25 protein-coding genes, 1 tRNA gene and 4 pseudogenes are annotated in these 26,106 nt (G+C 37.6%); 5 read left to right on the top strand and 25 right to left on the bottom strand.

Annotation, left to right across the window (positions count from 1 at the left end; translation table 11 throughout):
- Positions 1–44: 44 nt before the first annotated feature.
- From dltD to MKZ03_RS19010, 6 genes and pseudogenes are all read right to left on the bottom strand, one after another.
- A complete protein-coding gene (dltD, locus tag MKZ03_RS12370) occupies positions 45–1,211 on the bottom strand; it encodes a D-alanyl-lipoteichoic acid biosynthesis protein DltD (RefSeq protein ID WP_341031939.1) in 1,167 nt (388 codons plus the stop codon).
- Positions 1,211–1,447 (bottom strand): D-alanine--poly(phosphoribitol) ligase subunit 2, encoded by a 237-nt coding sequence (dltC, locus tag MKZ03_RS12375; RefSeq protein WP_024423191.1) that lies wholly within the window; start codon positions 1,445–1,447, stop codon positions 1,211–1,213. The genes dltD and dltC overlap by 1 nt, the downstream gene beginning before the upstream one ends.
- 21 nt (positions 1,448–1,468) lie before the next feature.
- Entirely contained in the window at positions 1,469–2,653 is a 1,185-nt protein-coding gene (dltB, locus tag MKZ03_RS12380) for a D-alanyl-lipoteichoic acid biosynthesis protein DltB (RefSeq protein WP_187703998.1), read from the bottom strand.
- Positions 2,650–4,155, bottom strand: coding sequence for a D-alanine--poly(phosphoribitol) ligase subunit DltA (gene dltA / locus MKZ03_RS12385; RefSeq protein WP_341031944.1), 1,506 nt, complete (start codon positions 4,153–4,155; stop codon positions 2,650–2,652). Before dltA ends, dltB begins: the two co-directional genes overlap by 4 nt.
- Before the next feature lie 14 nt (positions 4,156–4,169).
- Positions 4,170–4,319 carry a teichoic acid D-Ala incorporation-associated protein DltX gene (locus tag MKZ03_RS12390; protein ID WP_024427820.1) on the bottom strand — a complete coding sequence of 50 codons (150 nt, stop codon included), beginning with the start codon at positions 4,317–4,319 and terminating at the stop codon, positions 4,170–4,172.
- Between the two features lie 254 nt (positions 4,320–4,573).
- Positions 4,574–4,718: pseudogene (locus MKZ03_RS19010) on the bottom strand (Kelch repeat-containing protein); the annotation flags it as partial.
- A gap of 175 nt (positions 4,719–4,893) precedes the next feature.
- Here MKZ03_RS19010 and MKZ03_RS12395 point away from each other — a divergent pair.
- Together MKZ03_RS12395 and MKZ03_RS12400 are read left to right on the top strand one after the other, a co-directional pair.
- Positions 4,894–6,465, top strand: coding sequence for a T7SS effector LXG polymorphic toxin (locus MKZ03_RS12395; protein ID WP_445662026.1), 1,572 nt, complete (start codon positions 4,894–4,896; stop codon positions 6,463–6,465).
- Positions 6,466–6,485: 20 nt separating this feature from the next.
- Complete coding sequence (locus MKZ03_RS12400) at positions 6,486–6,875, top strand: immunity 50 family protein (RefSeq protein WP_341031947.1); 390 nt, start codon at positions 6,486–6,488, stop codon at positions 6,873–6,875.
- Positions 6,876–7,009: 134 nt separating this feature from the next.
- Here MKZ03_RS12400 and MKZ03_RS12405 read toward each other — a convergent pair whose 3' ends face one another.
- The 4 genes from MKZ03_RS12405 to MKZ03_RS12420 form a co-directional block, all read right to left on the bottom strand.
- On the bottom strand, positions 7,010–7,279 hold the full coding sequence (locus MKZ03_RS12405) for a DUF4241 domain-containing protein (RefSeq protein WP_341031949.1): 270 nt from the start codon (positions 7,277–7,279) through the stop codon (positions 7,010–7,012).
- Positions 7,269–7,652, bottom strand: coding sequence for a DUF4241 domain-containing protein (locus MKZ03_RS12410; RefSeq protein ID WP_341031952.1), 384 nt, complete (start codon positions 7,650–7,652; stop codon positions 7,269–7,271). Before MKZ03_RS12410 ends, MKZ03_RS12405 begins: the two co-directional genes overlap by 11 nt.
- A gap of 96 nt (positions 7,653–7,748) precedes the next feature.
- On the bottom strand, positions 7,749–8,246 hold the full coding sequence (locus tag MKZ03_RS12415; protein ID WP_341031954.1) for a DUF4241 domain-containing protein: 498 nt from the start codon (positions 8,244–8,246) through the stop codon (positions 7,749–7,751).
- Positions 8,247–8,305: 59 nt separating this feature from the next.
- The gene (locus tag MKZ03_RS12420; RefSeq protein WP_341031956.1) at positions 8,306–8,485 is read right to left on the bottom strand and encodes a hypothetical protein; all 180 of its coding nucleotides are present in this window, start codon (positions 8,483–8,485) and stop codon (positions 8,306–8,308) included.
- 192 nt (positions 8,486–8,677) lie between these two features.
- On the opposite strand from MKZ03_RS12420, the gene MKZ03_RS12425 reads away from it, so the two are divergent.
- The 3 genes from MKZ03_RS12425 to MKZ03_RS12435 all read left to right on the top strand — a co-directional run bounded on the left by MKZ03_RS12425 (position 8,678) and on the right by MKZ03_RS12435 (position 11,061).
- Positions 8,678–8,866 carry a hypothetical protein gene (locus MKZ03_RS12425; RefSeq protein ID WP_106038037.1) on the top strand — a complete coding sequence of 63 codons (189 nt, stop codon included), beginning with the start codon at positions 8,678–8,680 and terminating at the stop codon, positions 8,864–8,866.
- Positions 8,867–9,140: 274 nt separating this feature from the next.
- Positions 9,141–10,697: a T7SS effector LXG polymorphic toxin gene (locus MKZ03_RS12430; protein ID WP_341031959.1), complete on the top strand. Its 1,557-nt coding sequence runs from the start codon at positions 9,141–9,143 to the stop codon at positions 10,695–10,697.
- Positions 10,698–10,716: 19 nt separating this feature from the next.
- A complete protein-coding gene (locus MKZ03_RS12435; protein ID WP_341031961.1) occupies positions 10,717–11,061 on the top strand; it encodes a hypothetical protein in 345 nt (114 codons plus the stop codon).
- A gap of 1,215 nt (positions 11,062–12,276) precedes the next feature.
- On the opposite strand, the pseudogene MKZ03_RS12440 reads toward MKZ03_RS12435, so the two are convergent.
- From MKZ03_RS12440 to MKZ03_RS12515, 15 genes and pseudogenes are all read right to left on the bottom strand, one after another.
- Positions 12,277–12,372 (bottom strand): annotated as a pseudogene (locus MKZ03_RS12440) (hypothetical protein); the annotation flags it as partial.
- Positions 12,373–12,504: 132 nt separating this feature from the next.
- Positions 12,505–14,043 (bottom strand): ATP-dependent helicase, encoded by a 1,539-nt coding sequence (locus tag MKZ03_RS12445; protein WP_341031963.1) that lies wholly within the window; start codon positions 14,041–14,043, stop codon positions 12,505–12,507.
- The gene (locus tag MKZ03_RS12450) at positions 14,034–15,887 is read right to left on the bottom strand and encodes an ATP-dependent nuclease (RefSeq protein WP_341031965.1); all 1,854 of its coding nucleotides are present in this window, start codon (positions 15,885–15,887) and stop codon (positions 14,034–14,036) included. Before MKZ03_RS12450 ends, MKZ03_RS12445 begins: the two co-directional genes overlap by 10 nt.
- A pseudogene (locus tag MKZ03_RS19015) lies at positions 15,833–17,050 on the bottom strand (DEAD/DEAH box helicase family protein); the annotation flags it as partial. The pseudogene MKZ03_RS19015 and the gene MKZ03_RS12450, both read right to left, overlap by 55 nt.
- Positions 17,051–17,251: 201 nt before the next feature.
- The gene (locus MKZ03_RS12465) at positions 17,252–18,412 is read right to left on the bottom strand and encodes a spr1629 family repressor/antitoxin (protein WP_341031967.1); all 1,161 of its coding nucleotides are present in this window, start codon (positions 18,410–18,412) and stop codon (positions 17,252–17,254) included.
- Positions 18,413–18,432: 20 nt separating this feature from the next.
- The gene (locus MKZ03_RS12470) at positions 18,433–19,206 is read right to left on the bottom strand and encodes a spr1630 family ClpXP-sensitive toxin (RefSeq protein WP_341031969.1); all 774 of its coding nucleotides are present in this window, start codon (positions 19,204–19,206) and stop codon (positions 18,433–18,435) included.
- A 420-nt stretch (positions 19,207–19,626) separates the two neighbouring features.
- Positions 19,627–19,700: transfer RNA gene (locus MKZ03_RS12475), tRNA-Arg, on the bottom strand.
- A 121-nt stretch (positions 19,701–19,821) separates the two neighbouring features.
- A complete protein-coding gene (locus tag MKZ03_RS12480) occupies positions 19,822–20,346 on the bottom strand; it encodes a metallophosphoesterase (RefSeq protein WP_340973488.1) in 525 nt (174 codons plus the stop codon).
- A gap of 14 nt (positions 20,347–20,360) precedes the next feature.
- The gene (locus MKZ03_RS12485; protein ID WP_181185471.1) at positions 20,361–20,963 is read right to left on the bottom strand and encodes an XTP/dITP diphosphatase; all 603 of its coding nucleotides are present in this window, start codon (positions 20,961–20,963) and stop codon (positions 20,361–20,363) included.
- 10 nt (positions 20,964–20,973) lie between these two features.
- Positions 20,974–21,702, bottom strand: a complete 729-nt coding sequence (gene rph, locus MKZ03_RS12490; protein WP_095285541.1) for a ribonuclease PH — start codon at positions 21,700–21,702, stop codon at positions 20,974–20,976.
- Between the two features lie 151 nt (positions 21,703–21,853).
- Positions 21,854–22,915, bottom strand: coding sequence for a GerMN domain-containing protein (locus tag MKZ03_RS12495; RefSeq protein ID WP_307500032.1), 1,062 nt, complete (start codon positions 22,913–22,915; stop codon positions 21,854–21,856).
- A 101-nt stretch (positions 22,916–23,016) separates the two neighbouring features.
- The gene (gene racE, locus MKZ03_RS12500) at positions 23,017–23,835 is read right to left on the bottom strand and encodes a glutamate racemase (RefSeq protein WP_095285543.1); all 819 of its coding nucleotides are present in this window, start codon (positions 23,833–23,835) and stop codon (positions 23,017–23,019) included.
- A gap of 7 nt (positions 23,836–23,842) precedes the next feature.
- Positions 23,843–24,283, bottom strand: a complete 441-nt coding sequence (locus MKZ03_RS12505) for a MarR family winged helix-turn-helix transcriptional regulator (protein WP_003216546.1) — start codon at positions 24,281–24,283, stop codon at positions 23,843–23,845.
- A 149-nt stretch (positions 24,284–24,432) separates the two neighbouring features.
- Positions 24,433–24,519: pseudogene (gene gerE / locus MKZ03_RS12510) on the bottom strand (spore germination transcription factor GerE); the annotation flags it as partial.
- A gap of 34 nt (positions 24,520–24,553) precedes the next feature.
- Positions 24,554–26,077, bottom strand: a complete 1,524-nt coding sequence (locus MKZ03_RS12515) for a recombinase family protein (protein ID WP_341031974.1) — start codon at positions 26,075–26,077, stop codon at positions 24,554–24,556.
- Positions 26,078–26,106 lie beyond the last annotated feature (29 nt).

Genomic DNA, 26,106 nt, shown 5'->3' on the forward strand with positions numbered 1-26,106 from the left:
TCCGCCGATTCGACAAACAAAAAGCAGCAGAAAGCTGCTGCATTCTACTGCTCTTTGTAAAACTTTTCGATCGCCTTATCGATGTAGACCCATCCTTTATAAGACACATGAATTGTATCTTTAAAGAAGTAAGGATCGTATTCATGTTTAGTCAAATCTGCGACTTCATACCCGTTATCGCGTATTTGACGATTGATTTTCTCATAATACTCTGTACGTCCCTCTTTTGGAAAACCGGTATAATCATACCATTTTCCGTTGACAGGAATCGTCACAAACAAAGGCTTTGCCCCTGCCTGTTTTAAAATATCCAGCATGATTTGAAAATCTTTGTATTCTGGTGATTCCGCATAAGAGTGGTCTTCACGGGAATCCTTCATCTTTTTCATAATCGGTTTCAGCTTGCGCTCAAACAGTTTTTGATTAATATAAAACGGGTTGTCCCCTGCTCTTTTCGCACCAAAAACGCTCGCTTCTTTTTCAAGCTCAGCCCATGTTTTTCCTTTGACTGAAGGAGACGGTTGAAGCTTACGCTCATGTCCCGATCCAATTGTATAGTACATGTCTTTCTTTTGAAGCATGCCATAATACATTTTGGCAATAGGAGAAATCGCGCCATAAGCAAATTTGTTCCCAGAAAGCTCTGCTTTAAAAAGCTCTGTGATGACCATGTCGTTCTTTACTGCTTTAAACGTCATAATTCTCTTAATCAGTTCTTTTTTCACAGTTGGATCAATTTCTTTATTATAAGCGAGATTCAGTGCTTGAAGCGCTGAATAGTTCGGTGCAAAGTGATTCTCGTCTGATCCCCATTTTACAAACCACTGCGGGGACACGATAAACACAAGCTTCTTCCCTTTTAATTCATCCATATGTGCTGCAAAGTTCATCGCATGAATTAATGATTGAGATCCACCTTTTCCAATAAGATAAGGTGTAAACCCTTGAGGGTTCTCATGAAAGAAATTCGAAGGGTGATATGGATCAAAACGCGATAGTTCAGAAGATCCATAGATCGGCAAATAAGTTGGATCTTTTAGCATTTCATCTTGTAAATAAAGCCCTTGGAACATCCCTGGATCTAATTCTGTGGCTGACTTTTGTAATTTGTCTTTTGGGATCAGATGTGAGAGCCATGCATTTGGTACAAGAAGAACACCAATGAATAGAACAGCCGCTAAAATAAGCGGCCCAAAAAAACGCTTTTTCATTACTTCATCTCTGCCAGCTGCTCAGCAATGTGATTCGGTGTATCCCACACATCACGATCGAACTCTGTAATCGGAACAGTAATTCCAAGTTGACTTTCAATTGCCATAAGCAGTTCTACTGTACCAAATGAATCTAGAAGACCTTCTTCAAAAATTGCAATCTCTGGATTTTCTTTCACAACGTCGTCCTGACAAACCTCTGCAATAATACCGTATACTTGATTTTTAAATTCCATAATTTTCTACTCCCTTAATGATTAATGATGAAATGGTTTTCCTGAAAAAATATAAAATCCGAAACAAATCACATGGAATGTAATAATGATCGACACAACCATTGTGACCTTATTATCCGGCCACCACTTGTGCTTTTTATTCCATTTCTCAAATAAATTGTAACCGGACATCACAACTGCGTGATATAGTCCGTAAATAATATATTGAAGTGCTAGACCATGCCAAGCACCCATCAATAGAAAGAGGACAAAGTACCCAATATTTGATACAGCCATACGGTTCTTGATCCACTTCTTTTTTGTCATAAAGAACACAAATCTCATAAACACGTAGTCTCTGAACCAGAAGGAGAGGGACATGTGCCAGCGATTCCAGAAGTCTTTAATGTTCCGGCTGATAAACGGTTTGTTAAAGTTTTCTGGTGATTTAATGCCCATGATATAACTCACACCAACAGCAAATGCTGTATAACCAGCAAAGTCAAAGAACAAATACATACTGTACGCATACATATACGTTAACTGTTGAACAAAGTGACTGCTGCTAATGTGATGAATATTCATGAGAATATACGTGTGAATCAGATAACCAATAATGAACTTATATAAGAAGCCGATAAAAATTTTATGAATACCGGCGTATAGAAGATCACTGTACGCTTCCTTTTCAGGCGGCGTATCCATATCCTTTTCAAACCGGCGGTAACGATCAATCGGACCTGATGAAATCGTCGGGAAAAAGACAATGAAATAGACCAAACGATGAATCGGAATTTTCTTCTTAATCAAGCCGTCTCTTGTCTCGATAATTAACTGGACACCTTTAAATGTTAGGTACGAGATTCCTAAAAAGCTCAGCCAGTTCATTGGCGGCGGTTGATGCGGCTGATGAGTTAAAAAGAACGGTAAAACCTTTGAGAGTACAAGCGGCAAAATAGATGCCACCACTGCCATATAGAAGACAGACGCTTGATTCGCCTTCAGCCGGTACGAAAGGTACAAGCGGATGATCAAGATTTGCCACACTGTAAACAAGAAGAGCAGCAATGCGCCATGTGCATCCTTTGAGAAAATAAGCGCGAGCGCCACAACCGTTGCAAACATGTTGTAGCCCTGCATTCTTTTGCCGCGAAGACCAAGAATGATCGTCGGCAAAAGAAGAACACCAATTAGAATGAAGAAAAAGAATGAACTAAACGGAATCATAGAAGAACCTCTTTCGCGATTCTTTTACGGTCAACCTTCCCGTTTGGCGTCATGTACAGCTGCTCAAGATAGACAAACTTTCTTGGAATCATGTACGCAGGCAGTGAATCCGCCATTTCTTTCTTAATTGCACTTGTCAGCTGATATTCTTTTTCAAATGAATGCGCTGCTGGAACAATGGCTGCAATTAAGTACTCCACATGACCGTTTGGCTGGAACGGCACAATCACACAAGCATTGACATAGGTTGTCTCGCTCACATGATATTCAATTTCTTCAAGCTCCATCCGGTATCCATGCAGCTTAATTTGATAGTCCAGACGACCGTGGCATGTAATCAAACCATCCTGTGCCACACCCGCATCACCTGTACGGTAAGCAGGCCGCCCTTCGTATTCAAAGAACACTTTATCTGTTAAGGCTTGTTCACCTAAGTAGCCTCTCGTGACGCTTGGCCCTACGATGACAATTTCTCCTTTTTCACCATCAGGAAGGGTCTTGCCTTCTTCATCTAAAATGACGATATCTGTATCCGGTTTGGCGTAGCCGACTGGTAAAGAATCGTGCTGATCAAGAATCGCCTGCGTGACTTCAATCGATGTGATCGCAACAGTTGCTTCAGTCGGACCATACGTATTAAAGACCTGCGCCTTTGGAAAACGCTCAAGGAGCGCACTTGCTACAGATACAGGAAGTGCCTCTCCGCAGAACAAGAAGACTTTCAGCTCTGGTAAAAGCTCCCCTGTAAAGGAAGGATCCATTAAGCACATTTGCACAAAGGAAGGTGTTGATGTCCACACTTCAACGTCAGATTGACCAAGTGCTGCAAACATATCCTTCGGCTTATTCACTAGATCTTTCACTAAACAGTATAGCGTGCCGCCTGATTGAAGCGCTGGATACAAATCCATCACTGATAAGTCAAAAGAAAATGGTGCTTGATTTAAGAACGTGCGCCCCCCGCCAATTGGGAAGTCTCTGCACATCCACTCTGTAAAGCTTTCTAAATTATTGGCTGTTACCTGAACGCCTTTCGGTTTTCCGGTACTGCCAGACGTATAAATGATGTAAAAGACATCATCCTGTTGAACCCACTGCGAGGATGGCGGTGCTTCTTTTTCAAGAGCTAAAAGCGATGCCGCACTTTTCACTTCAATGTGTTCTTCTAAACCTAGTACATTCTGCTCATTTGCACAAATCAACAGACTGGCTTTTGAGCTTTCAATAATTGAGACGATACGCTCGGCAGGGATTGAGATGTCGACCGGAATATAAGGTCTGCCTGATTTCACACTGCCTAAGAAAGAAATCAGCATCTCTGGCTCCATATGACCGTATACAATGACAGGTGCACTGCCATTTGCGACTGCATCGATCGCACCAGCCATTTGGTCTGATAGATGCCAAAGCTCATCATATGTGATCGAAGCATGTTGAGAAACAAATGCTGGCTGTGTTGGTTTCGTTTGTTGGTATTCATGAATCGTGTGTAATAGTTTCATAGTTTAATCTCCAATTAAAAATCGTTGTAAATGAATGAGCCCGTATTTGCTGTATGGAATCCGTAAATAAAGAACAATAATAGCAAAATAAGTAAGTAAAAGCTTGTATATCCTATCCATTTTACAGACTTATTTTCTGATAGCTTTTTGAATAGCATATTGATAACCTCTTTTCTTTTGACACTTATAGAGACGCATGAATCATTCAAAGAGTTTCATATCAAAACATAAAAATTTTAAGAAATCATGAAAAAAAGATGTCGAATCGATAAACGTGTCTTTAGGCAAAGCTGTCTTATTGTAACAAAGATTTAATGTATTTGAAATGAAATTCAAGCTTAAATTTGCCTTAAAATTGCTGAAAGCTGTCGAATAAACGCAAAAGCCACCTAGTTTGCCTAGATGGCTTTGATTTCAGTTACTTCTTATATTTATTGACTTCGAACATGAGAATGTTTTTGAACACCACATAATCCTTTTTACTACAAAGGGACCTTTGTTGTTGTCATGCTCATCAATTTCATAAAACCCCGGACCTTCTCCGCATCACGCTTTTTGTACCAAGATGGAAGGGTCATATTACTTCAGCAGAGTGTTGACCAATTTCAGAGCTTTAGCACTCACTACTTTTTTCCTATTCATTACATTTTTTTATATTGTTAAAATAAATATACTTATTTGAGAAGGGAGTGAACCTTTCTGGGCAAGATACTTGATGCAAAAGCACTAACCAGTGCCATGGACACAAGGGCAAAACACTATCAGGAACTCCGCGAACAAATGGTAGATTTAAAAAAGGCATTACAAGGTGTTGCCAACCTCGGTGACGACTTCACTGGGAAAGGTGCCGATAACATTAAAAGCTTTTATAAAGAGCTGTCTGGCAATGTGGACATGTTTATCAGCTTCATTGATAAGCAAAAAGCCTTTCATGAAGGTGTTCCTGGGACACTGGATGATACAAACTTTGGCGGCGATACCTTTGTAGAAGAACACTTTTTAGACAACGCAGTACATATGGGCATCAAAAACGCCAAAAGCATTGTAAAGGATCAAAAAAAGGCGCTCAAAACGATTTTTCAAGACATTGATGATCTCATTTCTCTGGAGGTATTTGATAGCCAATCCTTTGATGAAAAAATAGAAGATGCGGAAGATGAACGAAAAAAGACAGTCAAAGAACTAAGAGAACTTGATCAAAATTTAAAAGATGAATATGCTTTGTCAGAGACGGAGCAGCAAGCTACAATGGCATTGTACGCGGAAATGATGAATGCCACAAATGACGGAAAAGCGATTTCGCCTATGAATTTTGACAAGAAAGCGTATCAAAATAGCGAAATCTACAAGGCAAAAAGCGATATTGAGAAGCAAACTGCTGAATATCTCAAAATCAAAAAAGAACAAGAAGAAGCCCGAAAGATTGCGAAGGAACAAGAAGCCCTCGCCAACCGTCCATGGTATGAAAAAACGCTCGATTATGGCGGAAACATCGTGAATGAACTGACAGGTGTAAACGATGCAAAACGTGCCGCGACTGGCGTTGATCCAATCACAGGGGAAGAACTCACCGCAGGACAGCGGGTCGCCGCAGGCGGCATGGCAGCAGCAGGTTACATCCCAATTGTCGGATGGGCAGGGCGCATTTTCAAAGGTGGAAAAGCCGTTTATAAAACGACTCAAGCAACATCAGCCGCAGTCAGGGCAGTGGATATCTACAAGACATCACAAAAGTCCTTTGATGCCTTAAAAACCTCTCAAAAAGGTTTGTATGGTCTCACCGCCACCAACGGCTTCAGCGAAGCGATCACAGGCCGAGATATGTTTGGAAACAAGATCTCAAAAGAACAGCAGGAAGCGAGTATGAATGCGGCGCTGGGTATGCTTTTGCCGTTTGGACTAAATGGTGTAAGTAATAAATTAAAAAATAAAGCAACACTAGACGTACAGAAAAACTTAAATAAAAACCATCATGAATCTAGAAAAGCTAGTTTAAAAGAAATTAAACGCCAATTAAATATACCAAGAACCCAAAACCCTGAAAGTCAAAAGATGGTGCCCTTAACAGATAAAAATGGAAAAAGAATATTAAATGAAAAAAACCAGCCAATCCTTACGAGAGAACTTACGTATGAAGTTAATGGTAAAAAGATTGTTATTCAGGATCATTCAAATGGTCACGATTTTGGAGAAGGAGGCATCGGAAACCAACCTTCACACCACAATGTAAGACCTGAACATAACACCCGCAATGGTAAAGTTGAAGGTGTAGAAGACCATTATTATTTTGAAAGAAGAAACAATAAATAACTCAAACGAGGAGTATCCAAATGATTAGAGAAGAAAAATTTATGAACCCACAAGCGATGACTCAAATTTTCGGGGGGATCCCTCATTTTAAAAATGCAGAAATCATGAATGTTGATTTAAACAGAGATGGTCCTACCCTATTTATACGACTAATGACAAAAGACTCCGTAAAGAATACACCAAAACGTTGGAGAGATTTTGATGTTGTCTACGTTGAATTATCATTCATTGGTGTAACGGATTTAAAAATTAATCATTTAGGAAATAATAATATAATTGATCATTTTGAGATTAGTACAACAGAGAATGAAGGATTTCTAAAAATAAATTGTAAGAATCAAATGCAAATCGAAACCATATTTGATTGGGCAAGGGTTGAACAAATTTCACCGGGGCTAATTGGCTCTTAAAATCGTTCACAGTACGAAAGTGGCTTCAGCCACTTTCGTATAAAACCTCATTATACACTTCATGATATCTATGAATACACTAAAATTATGATCAAAAAACAATAAAAAGAACCTATGGTTTCATGATTTTCTCATCATTCCATGATAAGAAAATCCGTCACAAGGCAAGCAGGTTCTCCATTTTCATCTAGTCCCCAAAAGCTTGGGTACATCCCGTCACCGAATCCTCTCGTAAAGATGGCAATGTCCACCTTGTCATGAAAACGGGTGATGAGCCAGTCCCATGTGTGCTTGTAGTTTTGCGCAAGAGCTTCTTCAAATTCCTCGTAAAGATAAAAATCATTATCCTCTTTATATCGCTTATCCTCATAAGTTTGTAAATATAGAGCTGCCTCAGCATCCATAAAGCTGCCCATCCCCGTATTCACACCGTAGCCGAAGAACTCGTTTTTCTTTCAAATGTTTGAGTTCCTGCCCTGCTCTTGTGGCCAGCTCCCATTCTATTGCTTGCTCGTTTGTATACTTGATCATTGCATAGGCGACGCGTTCATCACCGCTTTCTAATCGCTTAACTACAAGTATAATAGGATATTTTCCTAGAGCAACCTTCCTCGTAAACGATTGGTCCCCTTCTGAAACAAAAGGATCACAGGCAACGATATGACCGCTCGTGATCTCGATATAGCCTAACTGTTTAGCAAATAATTGATCACCTTCAGGGCTGCTTTTGTTCTCTCCATTTTCAAAAATTAAGTTTGTTGGATCGATGTTGTACAAGGGATCATTCCTTTCATTGTTTTTCTGGGGCGTTTGGGATTATGTATTTTTCTCTGTTTTGTCTTTAATTCCTGTTTTATTTCCCCCCTTAATCCTTCAAGGGGATACGCCATCCCCAAAACCAGTAGAAAAGATCGCTACATCACATTTCTCCTGAAAGCGCGTGACTAACCAGCTTCTTGTATCCTCATAACTTTTCTCCAATGCCTCTTCAAGTTCATCATATATGTCATCTTCACCCTTTTGACTTTGTTCAGAAAGTATAAATTTCAAAATATGATCATCTATAAAACATCCATTTCCAGTGTCAACTCCGTAACCAGAGAATTGTTCCCCCTGTAAATCACTTTCTATCTGTCCATTTGATAAAGCAAGCTCCCACTTAACACTACTTTTTCTGCTAAGTTTTATGATTGCATATGCAATCCGTTCATCTTCATTTTCAAAACGAATAATATTTAAAAGCACTGGATACTTTCCTGGTTTAACAGTTCTATTAAAGGGTTCTCCTTCTACTATACACTTTAATTTTTTTAGTTGGAGAATGATTATTCTCTCTTTTGAACATTTACCCCTTTGCAATGTCTTTTTCATTAGTTAAAAAATAAATGGAAGGTTAATTAAAAAACGCCCTTCAATGGAGGGCTGTGTTATTAACTATTTTCTTTTGAGTATTTCTTAATCAATGCTTCGCTAATCCTGCTTACGATATAGATCGCAACCGCTAAAATCAGCATCAACGGAAACATGCTTAAACGATCATCTGCAACATATACAATGATCCCCACCATGATAGCCACTACGATTGCCGTTAAAAAATGCTTCACAGCCATCTCATCCCTTTGTATAAATCATATACATTTTATTACGCAAAAGATTTAATTGAAATGATTCCCATAAAATCAGCAAGTTTCGTTTGTCCGCTCTTAAAGTAGATTGCTATATCCCTTATGTTGTTCGCACAATCTCCATATGTTAAAATCAACTAAAATATCTATTTAATGGATCAATCAGGAGGTCATTAAGTGACACAGCAAAGCACGCCATCCAAAATGTTATTAATTACTTTACCCGGCGCTATTATTGCCCTTGTGATGATCTTAGGGAAAATTGATACACCTGTAACAAATGTTTTATTTTATCTTGTGGCTTTTAGTGTGATGGGTTTAGTTGTTTCAAGCTTAGTAAAAGACTACAGAAAAAAGAAAAATTAACTCCTCATCTTGGGAGCTGTCGTTTATGCAGCTCCCTTTCTTTATGTGGACGCTCTCAAAGTTCGAAATGAAAGCAAAAACATTTGAATGAAAAAGAATTAGAGAAATCAAAATAGGTGCCAGTGAAGTGAGAAAACATTAAAAAACACGCACATCTATTTAGCACTTCCAAAAACCTTAAACAACTTGCACAAACAGAAGAAGCCGTTAACACCATGATGGAAACAGACAAAGCAATTGCTACGAGTACTAACATAAAGTAAAGGAGAACGGAATGAAAACCCTTGATGTCTTTGAGTTGAAGAATGGAATTGACCAAACGCTGAACAAGTTGAAGCAACAATCACAGAATGTTAAGTCCCTAGAAAAACAAATCAATCAAATCATCTCCTTAGATAGCGCATTAAAGGGAGAAGCTGGACAAGCAATAAAAGATTTTTATATGGAGTGTCACATTCCCTTTTTGCAATTCTTTCAGATCGTCATTGAAGAATACAGCGGTGCGCTAAAAAAGACAAAACAGGCACTTCATGCTTTTGAATCAAACCCGAATGGTTTTATCTCTCAATCATTCATTGAACACGAGCTTGACCAAGGGTTAAAAAAAGCCGAACGGACCATTTCTGATATTGTATCAGATGTTAATCAAGCCATTGGCAGAGTAAACCATATTGTGCATTTGCCTCATGTAGACGAATCTACTTTCCAACAAAGCTATCAAAAAGCATGGCTCGAGACGTCCAAAACCATTGGACTACTTCATGCATTTGACAGAGAACAAACAAGTGCTCTAAATGAAACAAAAAGTTCCCTTCACACAATGAAGCAATACATAGATACTTTAAGCAAGATGTTCACTGGCCCGAAAATTGAAATTACTAGTTATCAAAAAGGCTCTATCTTCAAAGATGGAAAAGAAGAAAAAATCAGCAGCAACATCAGCGGATTGAATGAAAAAATAGACAACCCTAAAGAAAATCCAATGACGATCATGCTGAAGAAGCTGAATGATAAAGAGCGAGCAAATGTGGATACGATTTTAAATAGGAAACCGTCTAATAAAATCAATCAAAACGCCGTGTTCGTAAATGGAAAAGTATATAATACAAATGAAAAGATTGACTTCGCAAATGCCAAAACAGTTGAAGTTATTCGAGATGGAATGCTATATCGGTTACGAATATCGGATCAAAACAAAGTGAATATTGAAAGCATCACAAAGATTTCCGACTTAAAAACAGGTGAACAAACCTCAACCATCTTAAATACAGCGGTTGAATTTACAGGAATAAATGATGCAATTCGAGTCATCACAGGGAGAGATCCTGTAACAGGTGACAAAGTCGCTGAAATGGATCGTTTAGTCTCAAGCTTGTACATGATACCCGGAGCTAAAATCGCTAAAGTTGGAAAATACGTATTTAAAATCATGAAAGGAGAGAAAGTAGCCAAGAAGACTGTCAAAACACCTTCCTTCGGCAAACACTCCGTACCAAAAGGTCCGTATCGTGAAGTAAATGGTTTCCCGGCAAAAGTAAAACCAGGAGCTCAAGAGAAACATATTCCTGATGCACCTAACTATAAACAGGAGATAGCTAATGGAAAGAAAAAAAGCATCTTTTACGGGGACAATAAAAAAGCCCAAGAATTGCTTGATAAATATGCTGGGAAAGGAGAAATGATGGAAAACGGAAGGGAAGTTGTCAATTTTGGTCAAAAAATAGGACAGACCTATGACTTAAAAACTGGGAAATATATAGAGACTACAAGAGGTACTATACATTATTCAAGAAACGGTGCTCATATAGTCCCTTCAAAACCATTAGAATGAATTAAAAGGATGATTAACTATGGAATATAACTCTTTGATAAAAACATTAGATGAAAATGGAGGGAAAGAACTTATATTAGATTGGAAAGATGGATTAAAGATCGTTGGTAAACCAGACACACTCTATGAATCAGATAATGGTTTAGAAGACGATGATGTAAATTATACAGAATACTATGCTGTTGCATTTAGGGTAAAAGAAGTTTTGACCCAGCCTACTCATAATGAAAACAGTATATATGATTGGATTAGTACAGGAAAAAGCTCATTAGTAGAAATTTCTCTTTATAAAGAGCCACCAAATGCAGTATATTTAGCAGACGGTCAGAAAATATGGGAATTGGATAACGATGAATCACAATGAAAAGCCGCTCCAAATCGAAATGGCTTTTCTACTTTGAATAGATTTATTTGTTGCTGCCTTCATATATAAGCCTATTTTCATTTTATACATTTTGATCCATTTACGCTCATGTCATTGAAGAAGCTGATCAGAAATCAGCCAACCATTTTAATAGGTCTTTGATACAAAAACAAAGAACGGAATTACTTAAAAATAAATCCGCTCCCTACCCGCTCCCAAAACCCTGTTTTGGAGCAAGTTACGAACTTAAGTTCCAAAGAACAAAAAGGCCTGAAATCCTTTCATATCAAGGATTTCAGGCCTTTTTAATTTAGTACGTCCCAGGAGAGATTCGAACTCCCGACCGACGGCTTAGATTACCACTATGACTTTCGCCACCAGCGCCCTAAATATCGCTATTTGTTTACGTTCATGTGTAACGGTCACTTTCCGAACTTTGACCGATTGACTTAATTTCTATTATATTTGCTTACGCTTTATAATTAAAGCATTCACATAGTAGAAACAACCCTATTGAAAAGGTAATACAGTTGTACTTAAATCTGCTATATTAAAACGTAAAGGTATTTATTTAAAGGAGTGGTTTCATGAGAGATAACAAAGAATGTTGTCCATATTGTAAAGCTGATTTACAAGGAGAGCCTATACCTAAAGAATCGCAGAAAGTATATGGTTCTGCCCACTTCACACGAAAAATTAGTATAAGCAGTATAGAAGCTGATAGGATTATTAAATGGAAATGTCCAGACTGTAACAAAGAATGGGATAGGGATTGATTATTTATCCAACAAAATAAAGCTGATTTTGATAATAAACAAAGTCAATATTGTATTAATTGTCGTCACCAATTTAATCCATAAAAAAGCATCTAACCATATCTAGGTTAGATGCTCGTTCTAGAGTGTTTCAATTACCCACATTCTCCGCTGCTTTATTTAAAGGAAAAAACACAGCCATAAGTAACCAATAGCATTCGGAGTATTGATGGTAAACCCTCCGCCCATCATGGACTGTTGAAGAATATTGATATATCAAGGTTTATTGTTGTTTTTGGAGATTATGAATTGCAATCATGATTGTTAATTGCAAGCCTTTACGATTGTTAATGTCGTTAACTGAATTATACCCAAAGATTTATATTCAAACAAGCAAAAATCCCATCCTTCATAAAAGAGATGGGATTGACTAATGTTATAAAATTTACCAGTTACTGTATCATTCATTACTTACCACTACTTCAGTTGTTAAGAACATTGCCGCTACAGAAGCTGCGTTTTGAAGTGCAGAACGTGTTACCTTAGTTGGTTCAACTCCTAGCGTTTTATAATCATGTAATAGTTATATCAATTAGCAGTAACCACTTAAATAATTTACCATACTCTTTAATCTGATTGACAAATGATACATTTATCAAACTTATCCAATAAGAATACTCAAGTTCATTTATTCCATAATCTTAATAACTTTTGCAATCTCAATTTCAATCCCTAATTTGCGAGTTTCTGAAATTACATTATCGATATAAGCTTTATATCTGTCCATAAAGCCCTCTCTAGCAATTATTAATAATCTTTCTTCTGGTCTAGAAATAGCAACATAATGCAAAAACTTTATTCCATCTTTGGTCATTTCATAATCCTGAGCATTAATTATTACTTGCTCAAACTCAAGCCCTTTGGATGAATGAATTGTGCCAGAAGTTAATTTGTAACGGTCTTGATTGTATGTAGGTATGTATTTCTCATTACTCACTACTTCATATAATTTGCTTATCTCTTTCTTAATTTTATCCAAGTCTTCACTGTACCCAAGATAATTGTACAATTTCATACAGTTTTCTTCATATTGGGAACGGTCATGTTGCGAATCCTTAATCTTTATTAGCATTGTCTTAATATCAGAAATTCTATAGGCATCTGGCATTGGTATTTCGTCTATAAAATCATACTCACTATACCTATATTGCATAGAATACTGTGCTATAGCTCTCGCTATCCATATATGCTCACTTTCAATATTAGAATAGTCTAAAGGAGAACCAGGTATAAAAACGAAAGGGATACCTGCTTTCTTTAATTGCTCACTCCAGGATTCTGAGGAATCATTACTAAAGTTTAAAAAGGCACATTTCTTGTTAACATCAATCCATTCATTTATATAGTTAATTGCTTCGGTATCAGTATTGTATTTAAATGCAATTACTTCATCATTAAATTCAGTTGGTTGGAAATGTTTTCTTACACTCTTCATGAATATATTAGAGTAATTTTGAATCACTTGGTTTGACCTAAAGTTATGCCATAATTCAAAGTTTCTAAATGTTTGTCTTGTAGATACCCCATTGAATCCATCGCTATACGCCCCTCGCCAGCCGTAAATAGACTGTTTAGAATCCCCAACAACAAACAGAGGAATATCAAGCTCATCGCATAGATACATAAAGAAGTTGTGCATATCAATGTCACTATCTTGATACTCATCAATATAAATTCTATAATACTTTGCTTTCATATATCTCCTACAGGAGTGAGAGCCCTTTAGAATGCTAAGAGCCAATTCGAATGCAAAATTCCTTTTTCTGTTTTTATACTTACACATCAATTGTGTCTTCCTAATTTTCTCAATACCGTCCTTAAAATATCTAATCTGATTTGCATCACTAAAGTCTGGTTTTATTTCCATTTTAAAATCTTTACCATATACATCGTACATAAACGGTTGAATTATCTCTAACCAAATAAAATTATCATTTGTTCCTACAAACCCCTCACCCTTATTTGGTCCCAGCCGCTTAACTATTTCTTTGGCTGCTTTTCTAGTAAAAGTAACAGCAGCAAATGTCTGATAGTTACTACTCCTCTCTGCATCTTTGATTATACGTTGGATAGTAGTATATGTTTTCCCTGTTCCTGCACTAGCACTTATTATAACATTACCACTTTCTTCAAGTATTTCTTCCCTTATATTTTTATCTACTGGCAACATAAGTCCACCAACACTTTCAAACACTCGAATCTCTTATGTTTAAATATTTTATCTACTTCTTGTTCAGTAATTCTTTTACTTAATTCAATGATGTTAATAAGTTTTGCACTTTGTAAATAGTCAACACCACTTTTGGTACTATTCATCTCAATAGCTAGGTTGTCCATAATATCTGGAATAACTTCATACAAATCATTTTCCAAATCTACCTTAGACAAATAAATATTTTTTATTTTTAATAGGTTTATAGTTTTAGATAATTTACTAAAGATACTTGTTTTTAATTCAACTACATAATCAGGCTCATCTTCATATCTTTTAGGGTCAACATTTTTTATGTTTTCCTTTTGCTTAGCTTCAATAAGCCTTAGGCATCTATTTATACCTAAAAGACTGCACTCTTCCCCTTTTATTTTTTTAAGGTCATTGTCGGTTTTTACTATCACATTTATACCTAGGGCAGATAATACAGTATAGTATTCACTAAAATTAATACCAGCGACTTCTAGAATATAACCACCATAACTCTCATAACGTTCGCACTTATCTTTTATTATACGTTCAAACAGTATCTTCTCTGATGGTCCCTCTACAAGCAAAACAACATCTGCATAGATAGCTTCAGCTAAATTTTGATTTAACTTTTGTTTTAATGTCCTATACTCATCTGGTACTCTATAAACAAAAGATTTACCTACCACTTTATTCCCTTTAAATAGCTTTATTAAATTGACATCATCCATTTGGCTTACAATTAGAGAAGAATGAGTTGTCATAAACAAATATTTAAATATTTCATCTGAGAAAATTTGATAAGACAAGGCAACCTGCATTGACCTATGTAAATGATTCTCTAATTCTTCTATAAGGAAAATGTTGATTTTCCTTTCTTCTAATCTACGATTTTCAAGAGTAAGTAGTGTATACGCTAGAATCTTTTTTCTACCATCGCCAGCTGTTGGATAATTCTCTGATTTTTCATCTAATATGTATGGTGTAAGTTTACTATGAATATTACTTATTTCAATCTCGGATTGAATAGAAACCTTAAAGTTTTTTTCATCCTTAAACTTCTTATACTCGTCTTCTAAATCTTTCTCAAAAGTTTTAATCGTACTCAGATTTCCCACTGTTTTATTAAGATTATTAATATTATCGCTAAGAACTTTTCTTTCCTTTTCACTTAAGCTAGACTCACCCTTAAGTATTTCTTTTGTATATCTTTTAAAAGTATTTTCTAATTGAATTGATGAATCAATATAAACTACATTAAAGTATTTATCTAGCTCAAAATACGATTGACTGCTTGGAATCGCCTCTAAATCTTTTAAATCTACTCCCCAATATAGATTAGGTTCTCCTACAAGAGATTCGCTATTGTATTTAGATTTTAGTTGAATGTAAATCTCTTTAGCATCTGATGTAATAGCACCGCTCATCATCGTATAAATTTTCTTATTATCATCATTATCTTCATTATCAGCAATATCAATCTTGAGAGTTATAATAATTTCGCTATTTGTGTCTTTATTGTAGAAATCTGAATCAACGAAACCATTTCTCCGAAAGTTTCTGTCCAGCAGGAAACGTAAAGCAGCTAGAAAATTACTCTTACCAATATCATTTAGTCCAAATACAATATTACGATTAGTTAAATCTATATCCACAATCTCAAAGTTCCTGAAATTTTTCACAGTTAGATGTTTGAAAATCATCTTATCTCTCATACCCTTCCCATTTGGAAATACGTTGTTAGGAAAATAATACCACATTAGGACTTTGAATGCATACCCAAAATCTCTGTTGTATGAAGAGCGGGTGTTGCAGTAAGTCCTAAACATGCCGCATCAAAATAATCAATTACACGTCGATATTGACTGAAGTAATCATTTTGGTCACGGAATTCTAATTCTTCTTCTGACATTTCTTTGTCACTTGTATAGCCACGATGTGCTTCATCTACAATGATGAAATCATGCCCGACACTTGGAAGCTTTTCGTTATCACTATAGAAAAGTCTTCTAACCATTCCCTGCACCGTCGCAATTTGCACCTTCGTTTCAACTTCTGGAGACATATCTTCTAAAGACTCCACATCGTATATATCAGCAAATGAGTAGCCTTCAATTTTTGTATCCTTAAGTGCATCCTCTGTCTGTTTTCCTAACGAATTACGGTCTACAAGGAAAAGAATACGACGACATTTTTTAGACTTAATTAAGCGATACATGAGGGCGATAGCTGTACGAGTTTTCCCAGTTCCCGTTGCCATCGCAATAAGCATTCTTCGTTGCCCTTCTTTTAATGCTTCTGCAGTGGCAAGCACAGCATTTTGCTGATAATGACGCAAACCAAACTTCGTAATACCCTCTTCTTCTAATCGTTTATTTGCATCCTTATCATCTTGACTAAGAAGAAGCTGCAAGTCGTCAGGTGAGTGCCATCCTTCAAGCGGGCGGGCATGTTCTAATGGTTTGCGTGAATCCCAAAACCAGATGCCTGACTCTTCATGAAGTTGTCTCAAGTATGGTCGGCCGTTCGTTGCGTATAAAAACGGCACTTTATATTCACCTGTTGTAGGTGTGATGACTTCATCTTCGACTTGTATCACATTTTTTGCATACACTTTTGTTTGACTTTCTAATGCGCCAGGAATCGTTTTCTTTTTTGCCTTAGCTTCAATAAAGCCAACAAGCTTTAAGCCAATAAATAACGCATAGTCGACCCTGCCGCCATTGACCTTCCATTCAGCAATTGCCATGTTTCGGTTTTTCTCTGGCAGCGTCCCGTTCTTTTGTTGATTTAGTACAGTTGTATCTACTTCCCACCCAACAGCACGTAGTTTTCCATCGATAATCGTACGTGTTTCAGCTTCTGTTAATTGCTGTCGACGCATAAAGTTTTTGGATATCTTTTTACGCTCGGTTTTTACCTCTTCTTGTTCCACTTCTGCTTGTTGACGAATTGCCTCTAATTCTTCTTCAAGCTTTTTGACTTTATCCTCTAAATACAGATACTTAGTAGTCACAGAGATATCACTATGACCCAATACTTTAGAAATTACAGCAACATTTGCTCCCTTATCTAACAACGACTTAGCAAAACCTCTCATCGCGCAACTTCTTTTCCTACAATTTAAAGAAAGGACACCAACCAGCACCCTTAAAAGGTGTTGATCAGTGTCCGCAGGCTCTTCGCCTTGGGCTTATTTAACTCTTTTTTTAAAATTATAGATTTTAGGTTGAACGCTATACTTAGAAAAGAACTCCTCTTCAATACCAAATAATTTAGAAATTAATTTAATCTCAAAAGACGTGTGTTTTTGAAAATCGTTTAAGTCAGATAAATTATTTTCAAAAATGTATCTTAAAGAATTTCTTAACTTACCCGGCCTAATAATCGGTATAGTATCATCGAGTGGCTCTTGTACTCTATAACCGTGTTTGTTTAATAACCCATTAAAGTAACGATATTGTTGATAAGATAACAAATTAAGTTGGTAGGCACGATAGGCTAATGCAGCAATAGAAACATGCCACTTTTCTTTTAATTCTATATAAGAATTCGGATTTGATTTTCTTTTTACTGATTTCATATCGTTAAGGAATAGCTCTTCTGGAAGAAGAAAATTAGCTGCAAATAAATTAGCTTCACGCTCAATCTTTTCATATTCTGTAGTGGTTAACTCTAAGATGTTAATCTTATAATGTAACAATAAATGGCCCAATTCATGCGCCAAATCGAAATTCCTTCTAACGGAAGATTTTTTAAAATTGCTGAGAACAATAATGGGTCTATTATTATTTAACCAGGAACTGTATGCATCGGTTTTGACACTAAGATCTCGTTCCACAATAAATAACCCATTTTTCTCTAGAAGGAACAGTAAATTCTTATTATCTTGATTATTCAAACCTAATATGTTCCTTGTCTCAATAGCAATTTCTTTAATTAATCTTTCGGTTACTTGACCTTCCTCTATTATCTGATTTATTGTATAATCTCTTAACTTTAAGATCAGATTGTCAGGATACTCAACAAAATCTTCAATATACTCCATCAAGTAATTTATAAATCTTAAGTATACAGCTTCTGTTTTAGTTCTTTTAGCGTTGTTCTTTTCGGATGATCTATATGCTATTCCTTCTTCTTTAACAGTTTCGCCAATACTGGAGTCATTATAAAAGAAGAAGTTTTTAACATTAAAAAGTTGTTTAATTTTGCTCATGGTCTCAATTCCTGGTGTAGCATATCCGTTTTCAAATTGCCAAACTGCTTGTTCAGTTACATCCAAAGCTAAAGCTAATTCATTTCTTGAATAACCATGAAGCACTCTGATATCAGTTAGTTTTTCACCAACAAACATATTAAGTGCCTCCTTTTAAATTATTTTTTCCCCTCTATGTTAACATCAATTTCTTGATGAACTTTCCCAACAATGTAATCACTCTCAGAGAATTCTTCAGGTGCTACCTTATCTTCGTGAAGAGTTTTCAAATCTTCTGAAGTAATTTGAACATTTGAAGCTTCAATAAAACGATTCCAATTATCAACTCGTCTAAATTCAGACAATCCAGGAGCAGGCAAAAAGAGATTTACAGATGATAACATTTTGCTTGTTACATCAAATTCGTAAGCAATTATATAAAAATGAGTGTAGTTTTCTTCCATACTCGCTATTTCAGCGAGGACTTCTCTGTCCTCTGAATTTTTTCGATCGAGTGGAGAAAAAGCAAACTTTAATTGTTCTGTTCCTCCTACACTGGTTTCGGTATCTTTGAAATGTTTTTTATTTATTTTTGAAAGTTGTACTAAATAATTTTTTTCTTGATCCTCCTTTTTCTTTTGAAGGATACCAGCAGCACCATTATTAATTATTGTCCCTATTTTTAAAATAAATAACGTTTTTTCTCCATTTATTTGATTATCAAACTTTAAATATCCCCATGTGTATCCAGCTTTTGATGTTTGATATTCTATACCTTGAGTTTCACATATCTCAGCTACCGCATTATCAATATGATTCCCTCTCACCCAAGCATAAGCACTACTTATTTTCATCAATGCTTTTTTTTCGCGTCTTTCATCTAAGTAACTTTTGTAGCCTTTTAAAATCCCTTCAACTATCTTCTGACTTAAAGATTCTGGAAAGTGATTCATTATTTAACATACCCCTTTTTATTTGATTAACTCATTTTACACTTTTGAGTCATTTTTTTAAAGTGATTTAAAAATTATTAGGATTAATTTAAAACAGATAGTATAAGAAGTGATAAAACATTATTGAAATGAAAATCTATATTGAAAACTCAATTAATAAAGTTAAAGAAAAATCAAAAGAAGTACTAATTGTTCTTTATTTTTCTTGCAGTCTTTGATTACCTAAGATAACTTGATATACTTTGGTGAATTCGTTGTACATCCTCCTCATTAGAATATGAATTCCTGTTATCTTGTAGTTTTATAAATTAAATCAAAATTGTTTAAAAATTTTCAGGTTCGAAAATAGAGGATAACAAAAAAAGCCAGAAACATTGTTTTATCAACGTTTCTGGCTTTGAACAGTCTTAAATCATTAAACGTCCCAGGAGAGATTCGAACTCCCGACCGACGCCTTAGAAGGGCGTTGCTCTATCCAGCTGAGCTACTGGGACATGTTGTTATGTAGTGTTCTGTTGGTGAGTACCTCACCGACAAGATTTATTATATTACTATTGTTCTTTAAAGTCAACGGTTTTTCGAAAAGTTTTTTCATAAGGGGCAAATGCTGCACCCTTATGAAATACCTTCCAATGTGACAGTGTTTTCGAGGTCTTGTATGGCTTGACCTTCGTCTGTGAAAAACTGTACGTTCGCTTCGCTTCCATCTAGTGTCAGTATAGCATAGCTGCGCTCTTTGCGCACTCTTGGCAGGTGCACGCTGCCTGGGTTAATAAGCAGTTTTCCACTTAGCAGCTCACTGCCTGGGATATGCGAGTGGCCAAAGCAGATAATGTCAGCGCTTAGCTCTTCTGCACGGTAGTAGACTTGAAGCAAGGATTGTTTGATGCCATGCAGATGTCCGTGAGTGAGAAATAGTTTTCCGCCTCCATCAAGTGGGAGCAGGAGCTCTTCTTCAAAATCGCCCATAAAGTCACAATTTCCTTTGACGACTTTGTATCCTTCGAGTGCTGGGTGGTTCGTTTCGAGTTCTGAATCTCCGCAGTGAATCATCATGTCGACTTCAGCCGCGTGCCGTTTGGCAATGGTTTGAAGTTCGTCTGTGAGTCCATGACTGTCACTCATGATGAGTATCTTCATGGCTTCATTCCCCCTTATTCATTTGCGTCTAGCAGTGATGAAAGCTTTTGAAGCGCGACCGCTCGATGGCTGATCTTGTTTTTCTCCTCTGGTGATAACTCGGCCATCGTCTGGTCTTTGTCTTTGACGATGAAAATGGGGTCGTATCCGAAGCCGTTTTCGCCGATTGGTTCCTCTGCGATGAAGCCTTCTACTGATCCTTCTACCGTCTTTGTTTCTTTGCCCGGTATGCTGACAGCCAGGGCACATCTGAATCTGGCTGTGCGGTCTTCTTTTTCAATGCCTTGAAGTTCGCTCAGCACTTTTTCCACATTCTCAGCATCGTTTTTATGCTCACCAGCGTATCTCGCTGAATATACGCCAGGTTTTCCGCCAAGATAGTCAATCGACAAACCGGAATCGTCTGCAATGACCATTTCACCTGCTTTGGCTTGAATCGCCTCGGCTTTGATGATGGCATTTTCTTCGAAGGTTTGTCCTGTTTCTTCAATCTCTTCAGTAAATCCGATGTCTGCTAGTGTTTTGACCGTGAATCCTTTTGGCTCAAGAATGGCTTTGAATTCTTTCGCTTTGCCCGCATTGTGCGTTGCAATGATGGCTGTTTTCATCCTGATCAAACCCTTCTTTTTATTCGATGACTTCTCCTGTAACCGCTTTTTGCTTTTCGATTAATTCTTTGATGCCCTTTTCGGCTAAATCAAGCAGTCCGTTTAGCTGTTCTCTTGAGAATGTCGCTTCTTCGCCTGTCCCTTGAAGTTCAACAAAGCGTCCAGCGCCTGTCATGATGACATTCATATCCACTTCAGCTGAAGAATCTTCTTCATAATTTAAATCTAACAGAAGACCCTGCTGAGAATCAATTCCGACGGATATCGCCGCTAAATAATCAGTGATCGGGTTTTGTTTGATGACTCCTTCTGCTCGAAGCTTTTGAATCGCAAGTGTCATGGCGACAAAAGCACCGGTAATAGATGCTGTGCGTGTGCCGCCGTCTGCTTGAATGACATCACAGTCAATCCAAATCGTGCGTTCGCCAAGCTTTTCTAAGTCAACGACTGCGCGGAGTGCTCGTCCAATTAAGCGCTGAATCTCCATTGTACGTCCTGTGACTTTTCCTTTAGATGATTCTCTCATCGTTCTTTGTGCGGTTGCTCTTGGAAGCATGCTATATTCTGCTGTAATCCAGCCTTTTCCTTCTCCTCTTAAAAAAGGAGGTACACGGTCTTCGATAGATGCGTTACAAATCACCTTCGTATTGCCCGCTGAGATTAAGACAGAGCCTTCTGGATGCGTAATGTAGCCTGCCTGTATTTCAATTTTTCTTAATTCGTCATATTGTCTTTCATCTAATCTCATGATTTACCTCCGTTACGATATACATTCCGCGCGGGTGCCAGCGGGGTTCTCCTACTAACTTTGACAACCTCGGCTCGTTCTAATCGCTTGGAATAAAAAAGAGGCAGCGAATATGCATGCCTCTTTTTCTCCATTATATCAATGTGTGCCGTTAAAAACTACCTGTATTCACTTGTTCTGGTCTTGAAACTGGCTTTGTCAGCTCTGCTCCTTTTTCGTTCACAAGCTCAGCCTTGCCGTTTACCTTAACGGATACGCTTTTGACGTCCGGCAGCTCTGTTAATGTGAGCACAATGCTATCAAGAACTTTTTGTGAAATGACCTTTTTCTTTTCATCTGCACTGCCAAAAATGGATTCGTTGAAATCAAGTGTCACATGTCCGTCTTTTACTTTCGGGATATCATTCAGCTTTACATCTTGATCAAAGTCTGTGAGCAAATGGCTTTTTTTGCTTGGTCCAGAGACGAGCTCATCAATGGCTGCTGTAATCGGATCATCCTCGTCTTTTGGCGCTCTTTTGGTCACAGGAACATAGTACGTCTGTTCATCAGATTCAGCTAAGTAATACACCGTCACTGGCTTTGTCGATGTCATATCAGCGGCAGCCTCGTGCTGAATATTAATACCGTCTTCTCTGCTTAAATCATCGGAAATCGGTGTACCGTTCACAGGCATTTCTTTTAATTCATGACCATTCATTTTCAATTTGACTTTGGCGACAGAATCAAACTGCGTTAACGTCCAAGTGACAGATTGCAGGATGCGCTGTTCGTCTTCTTTTTTATAGTTTTTGAATTCATTTGAAAAATCCACAACGGCCGTTCCGTCTTTAATGTCGACAGATACGCTCGTGTCGGCCGGCAAAACAGCTCGGAATCCATTTGGCAAGAGGTTAGAAATCGGTCCCCCGTCCACGAGATATTCAAGGGTTTGTTTGGCACTTCCTTCGTTTTTCGGCAGCGGAATGGATTGAGAGACGACATACCCGTTTTTATCAATTAAATATAATTCTCTCATGACTGTATCTGCCTTCTTCTCTTCTTTTCCTTCTTTGGCTGTTTGTTTATCTTCTTTATTTTCTTTCACATATGTGACGTTTTGTGGCGGGTCAATCTCTGTTTTCGCTTGGTCTGTTTGAAACAATCCGCATCCTGACAAAAGCATGGCTGACGCGATACACGTCACAGCTGCTGTAGATCCTTTTTTCAGCATACTTCACCCTCCTCTAGTAGTTTGTACTACTATGTATACGAGCTCCCTCTGCGGATTAGACCCTTTTCATAAAAAAATAACCCACCTCAAGAAGAAGCGGGTTATTGCTGATAGACGTGTTCGAGTGATACGGTTTCGACCTTCCCTGGGAGGTAGCCAAACCAGTCACGAGCGATGTTTTGAAAATTTTGCTGCTGCCCTGTTGTATAAAATGTATGAACAGGTGCTTCTTGAGAAGTATTTAACAGCCCTTTATACGAAAGAATCGTACTGGCTTCTCTAGCTGTCTCATCCCCTGATGAAATAATGCTCACATCACTGCCCATAAAGCGCTGAATCGGCTCTTTTAAAATCGGATAGTGTGTGCAGCCAAGAATGAGCGTATCAATTCCTGTTTCTTTCATTGGTTCAAGGGAATCTTTCACGACTTCATCTGCTGTCTGATCTAAAAATGTACCGCTTTCCACAAATGGGACAAGCAGCGGACATGCCAGGCTTTGAACCGCTAGTCCTGCTTTTAGGGATAACAGTGCTTCTTTGTATGCCTCGCTTTTGATCGTATTGGCTGTGCCAATGACACCAATCTGCTGATTATTTGTCACCTTGATGGCTGTACGGGCGCCGGGCTGAATCACGCCAATGACCGGAATATCAAGCGTTGCTTTGATTTCATCAAGTGCGATCGCCGTCGCTGTGTTGCATGCGATGACGAGCATTTTAATATGATGATGTCTTAATAAGTAGTGCGCCATTTCCCAAGTATATTGAAGAACCTCTTCTTCTTTCCGCGGGCCATACGGGCACCGTTTTGTATCGCCTACGTAAATGATTTTTTCTTTTGGCAGTTGTCTCATGATTTCCTTTGCAACGGTTAAACCGCCGACGCCGGAATCAATGACGCCGATTGGTTGATCCAACAAAATCGCCTCATTTTCTTTTCATTTGCTGCTGTAGTTTCGTTAAGGATTGGTTGAAAACGATGGCTTCTTCTTCTGAGAAAGCCCCTAGAAGTTCACTGACGTATTCTTGGCGTTTGACAATCACTTCTTGAATGATCCGCTCGCCTTCAGGTAATAAATGAATGCGAACCACGCGGCGGTCAGAAGGATCTTTCACTCGTTCGACAAGTTCACTTTTTTCCATTCGATCAATTAAGTCGGTGGTTGTGCTGCAAGCCAAATACATCTTTTGTGATAGCTCACCTATTGTCATATCTCCGAATTCATAAAGCCACTGAAGCCCTACAAATTGAGGAGGTGTAATCGTATATTGATTCAGAATTTCTCTGCCTTTTTGCTTAATAATTGCAGCAATATGGCGCAATGATTTTTCAATCTCTGCTACATGGTCGAACTCATTCGTTTCCATTTCATTGATACCTCACTATAGCATCTCACTTTGATTAAAACGTACATTCCTATTTTCCTCGTTTTTCAGAGAAAATGCAAGAAGAGACTCATGGAAACCATATAGAAATAACCGGTTCCTCCCTGGTGCGGAAGGAAAACCGGCTGACTTTAGAGCTCTAGCTCACCCATACGCAGAAGCTCGACGACGGCCTGTGAACGACCTTTGACTCCTAGCTTTTGCATGGCATTTGTTATGCATACCTTTTACAAATGAGTATAACTCACAGGATCATTTAAATCTATAATGAAAATTCATTTTCCCGTTAGGATGGATAACAATATGATCAATGAGCTTATCAAACACATGCTTCAAATCGTTCTCTTTGTCTTCAAGCTCTCTCAGAACCGCTTGCATTTCCATCATTGAACTTTTCTCATCATGGACCTGCTGTAAGGAAAATAAACTCTGTTCAAGCTTAACAATTTTAGCTTGAATGTCATTTCGCTTCATTTGAAATTCTGATTTGGTAATCATTTGATCTTCTAAATAAAGTTCAAGCAACCTTTTATTTTTTGCTTCTAGAGATTTCAACTCTGCTTTAATAGACTTTATTTGTTTTTCTTTTTGCTCAAATGCATTTTTTTTGTAGTCGTGTGATATATCCCTAGAGAATTCGATGAGATTTTCAATCACTAAATCTCGGACCTCTTCATAAGTGATGGGAACATGGTTCACACAGCCTTCGGGACCAGATCTCCTGTAATTACTGCATTTAACATATTTCCAATAAGTTTTCTCTCCGTTTTTTTTGGCTCTGCTGGTTTGGATAATGACCATATTAGATCCGCATTTCCCGCAAATAAGCAGTTGTCTAAGCTCATTCCAAGGTGTGAATTTAGTTTTTTTATTAACTGTTGGTTTATTATTTGCTTTCTCCCACTCTTCTCTTGAGACAATCGGCGGGCAAAAGTCTTCATAAACGTTCCATTTTTCAGGTGGATTTCTTATAAATTTTTTTCTGCCATCAACTTTGATCGTGGTATGTCTATTAGCAATGTGCACACCACAATAAATTGGGTTTTTTAATATGGTTTGAACTGTTGTAAGCTGCCAATTTCTTGTTGTTCTAGGAGGAGGTATTTCACCAATTTTGCATTTTTCTTGCAATGCATATGTAACTCTTTTCTGACCTAGCCCCTCGTTATTATAAAGGTGGAAAATCATCCTAATTACTTGAGCTTCACTTTCGTTAATTACAAGTTGTTTACCATCTTTCGTATAACCATATGGTACACGCCCAGAGTGCTCCCCACGGCGTGCTTTTGCTGCAAGTACACCACTTATATTGACTGACATAGACTTAGGCAACTGCTCCGCAAACAGAGCAGACATTTCAAATTTCATTGACGCTTTACTCTCGTAAAGGGAGTCATAGTCTTCTTCGAGTGTAACGACACGAACCCCATTAGACACTAGAATCTCTCTGATGTATAACGCATCTTTTAAATCACGGGCAAGACGTGTGATGGACTTAAAAATCACCATTTTTATTTCTTTTTTTTCCGCCAATGAAAAAATGTATTTCATGGCTGCCCTATCTTCAAGAACGGTACCACTAATACCGTCATCTAACAAAACAGAACGATCATCCCATTCGTAATTATTCTGCTCTATCCAGTATCTACAAACGTCAATTTGGTTTTCCTTAGAACTTATTTGTTCATCACGGTCTGTCGAAACCCTTGTATAGACCTTATAAGGGTAATCGTCATATTTGATGATTTCGTCAACTGATTCTTTGCGGAAATGCATATAACACACCCCAATTATTAATTTTCCAT

The organism is Bacillus sp. FSL R5-0431, assembly GCF_038002985.1.
Classification (GTDB): Bacteria; Bacillota; Bacilli; order Bacillales; family Bacillaceae; genus Bacillus.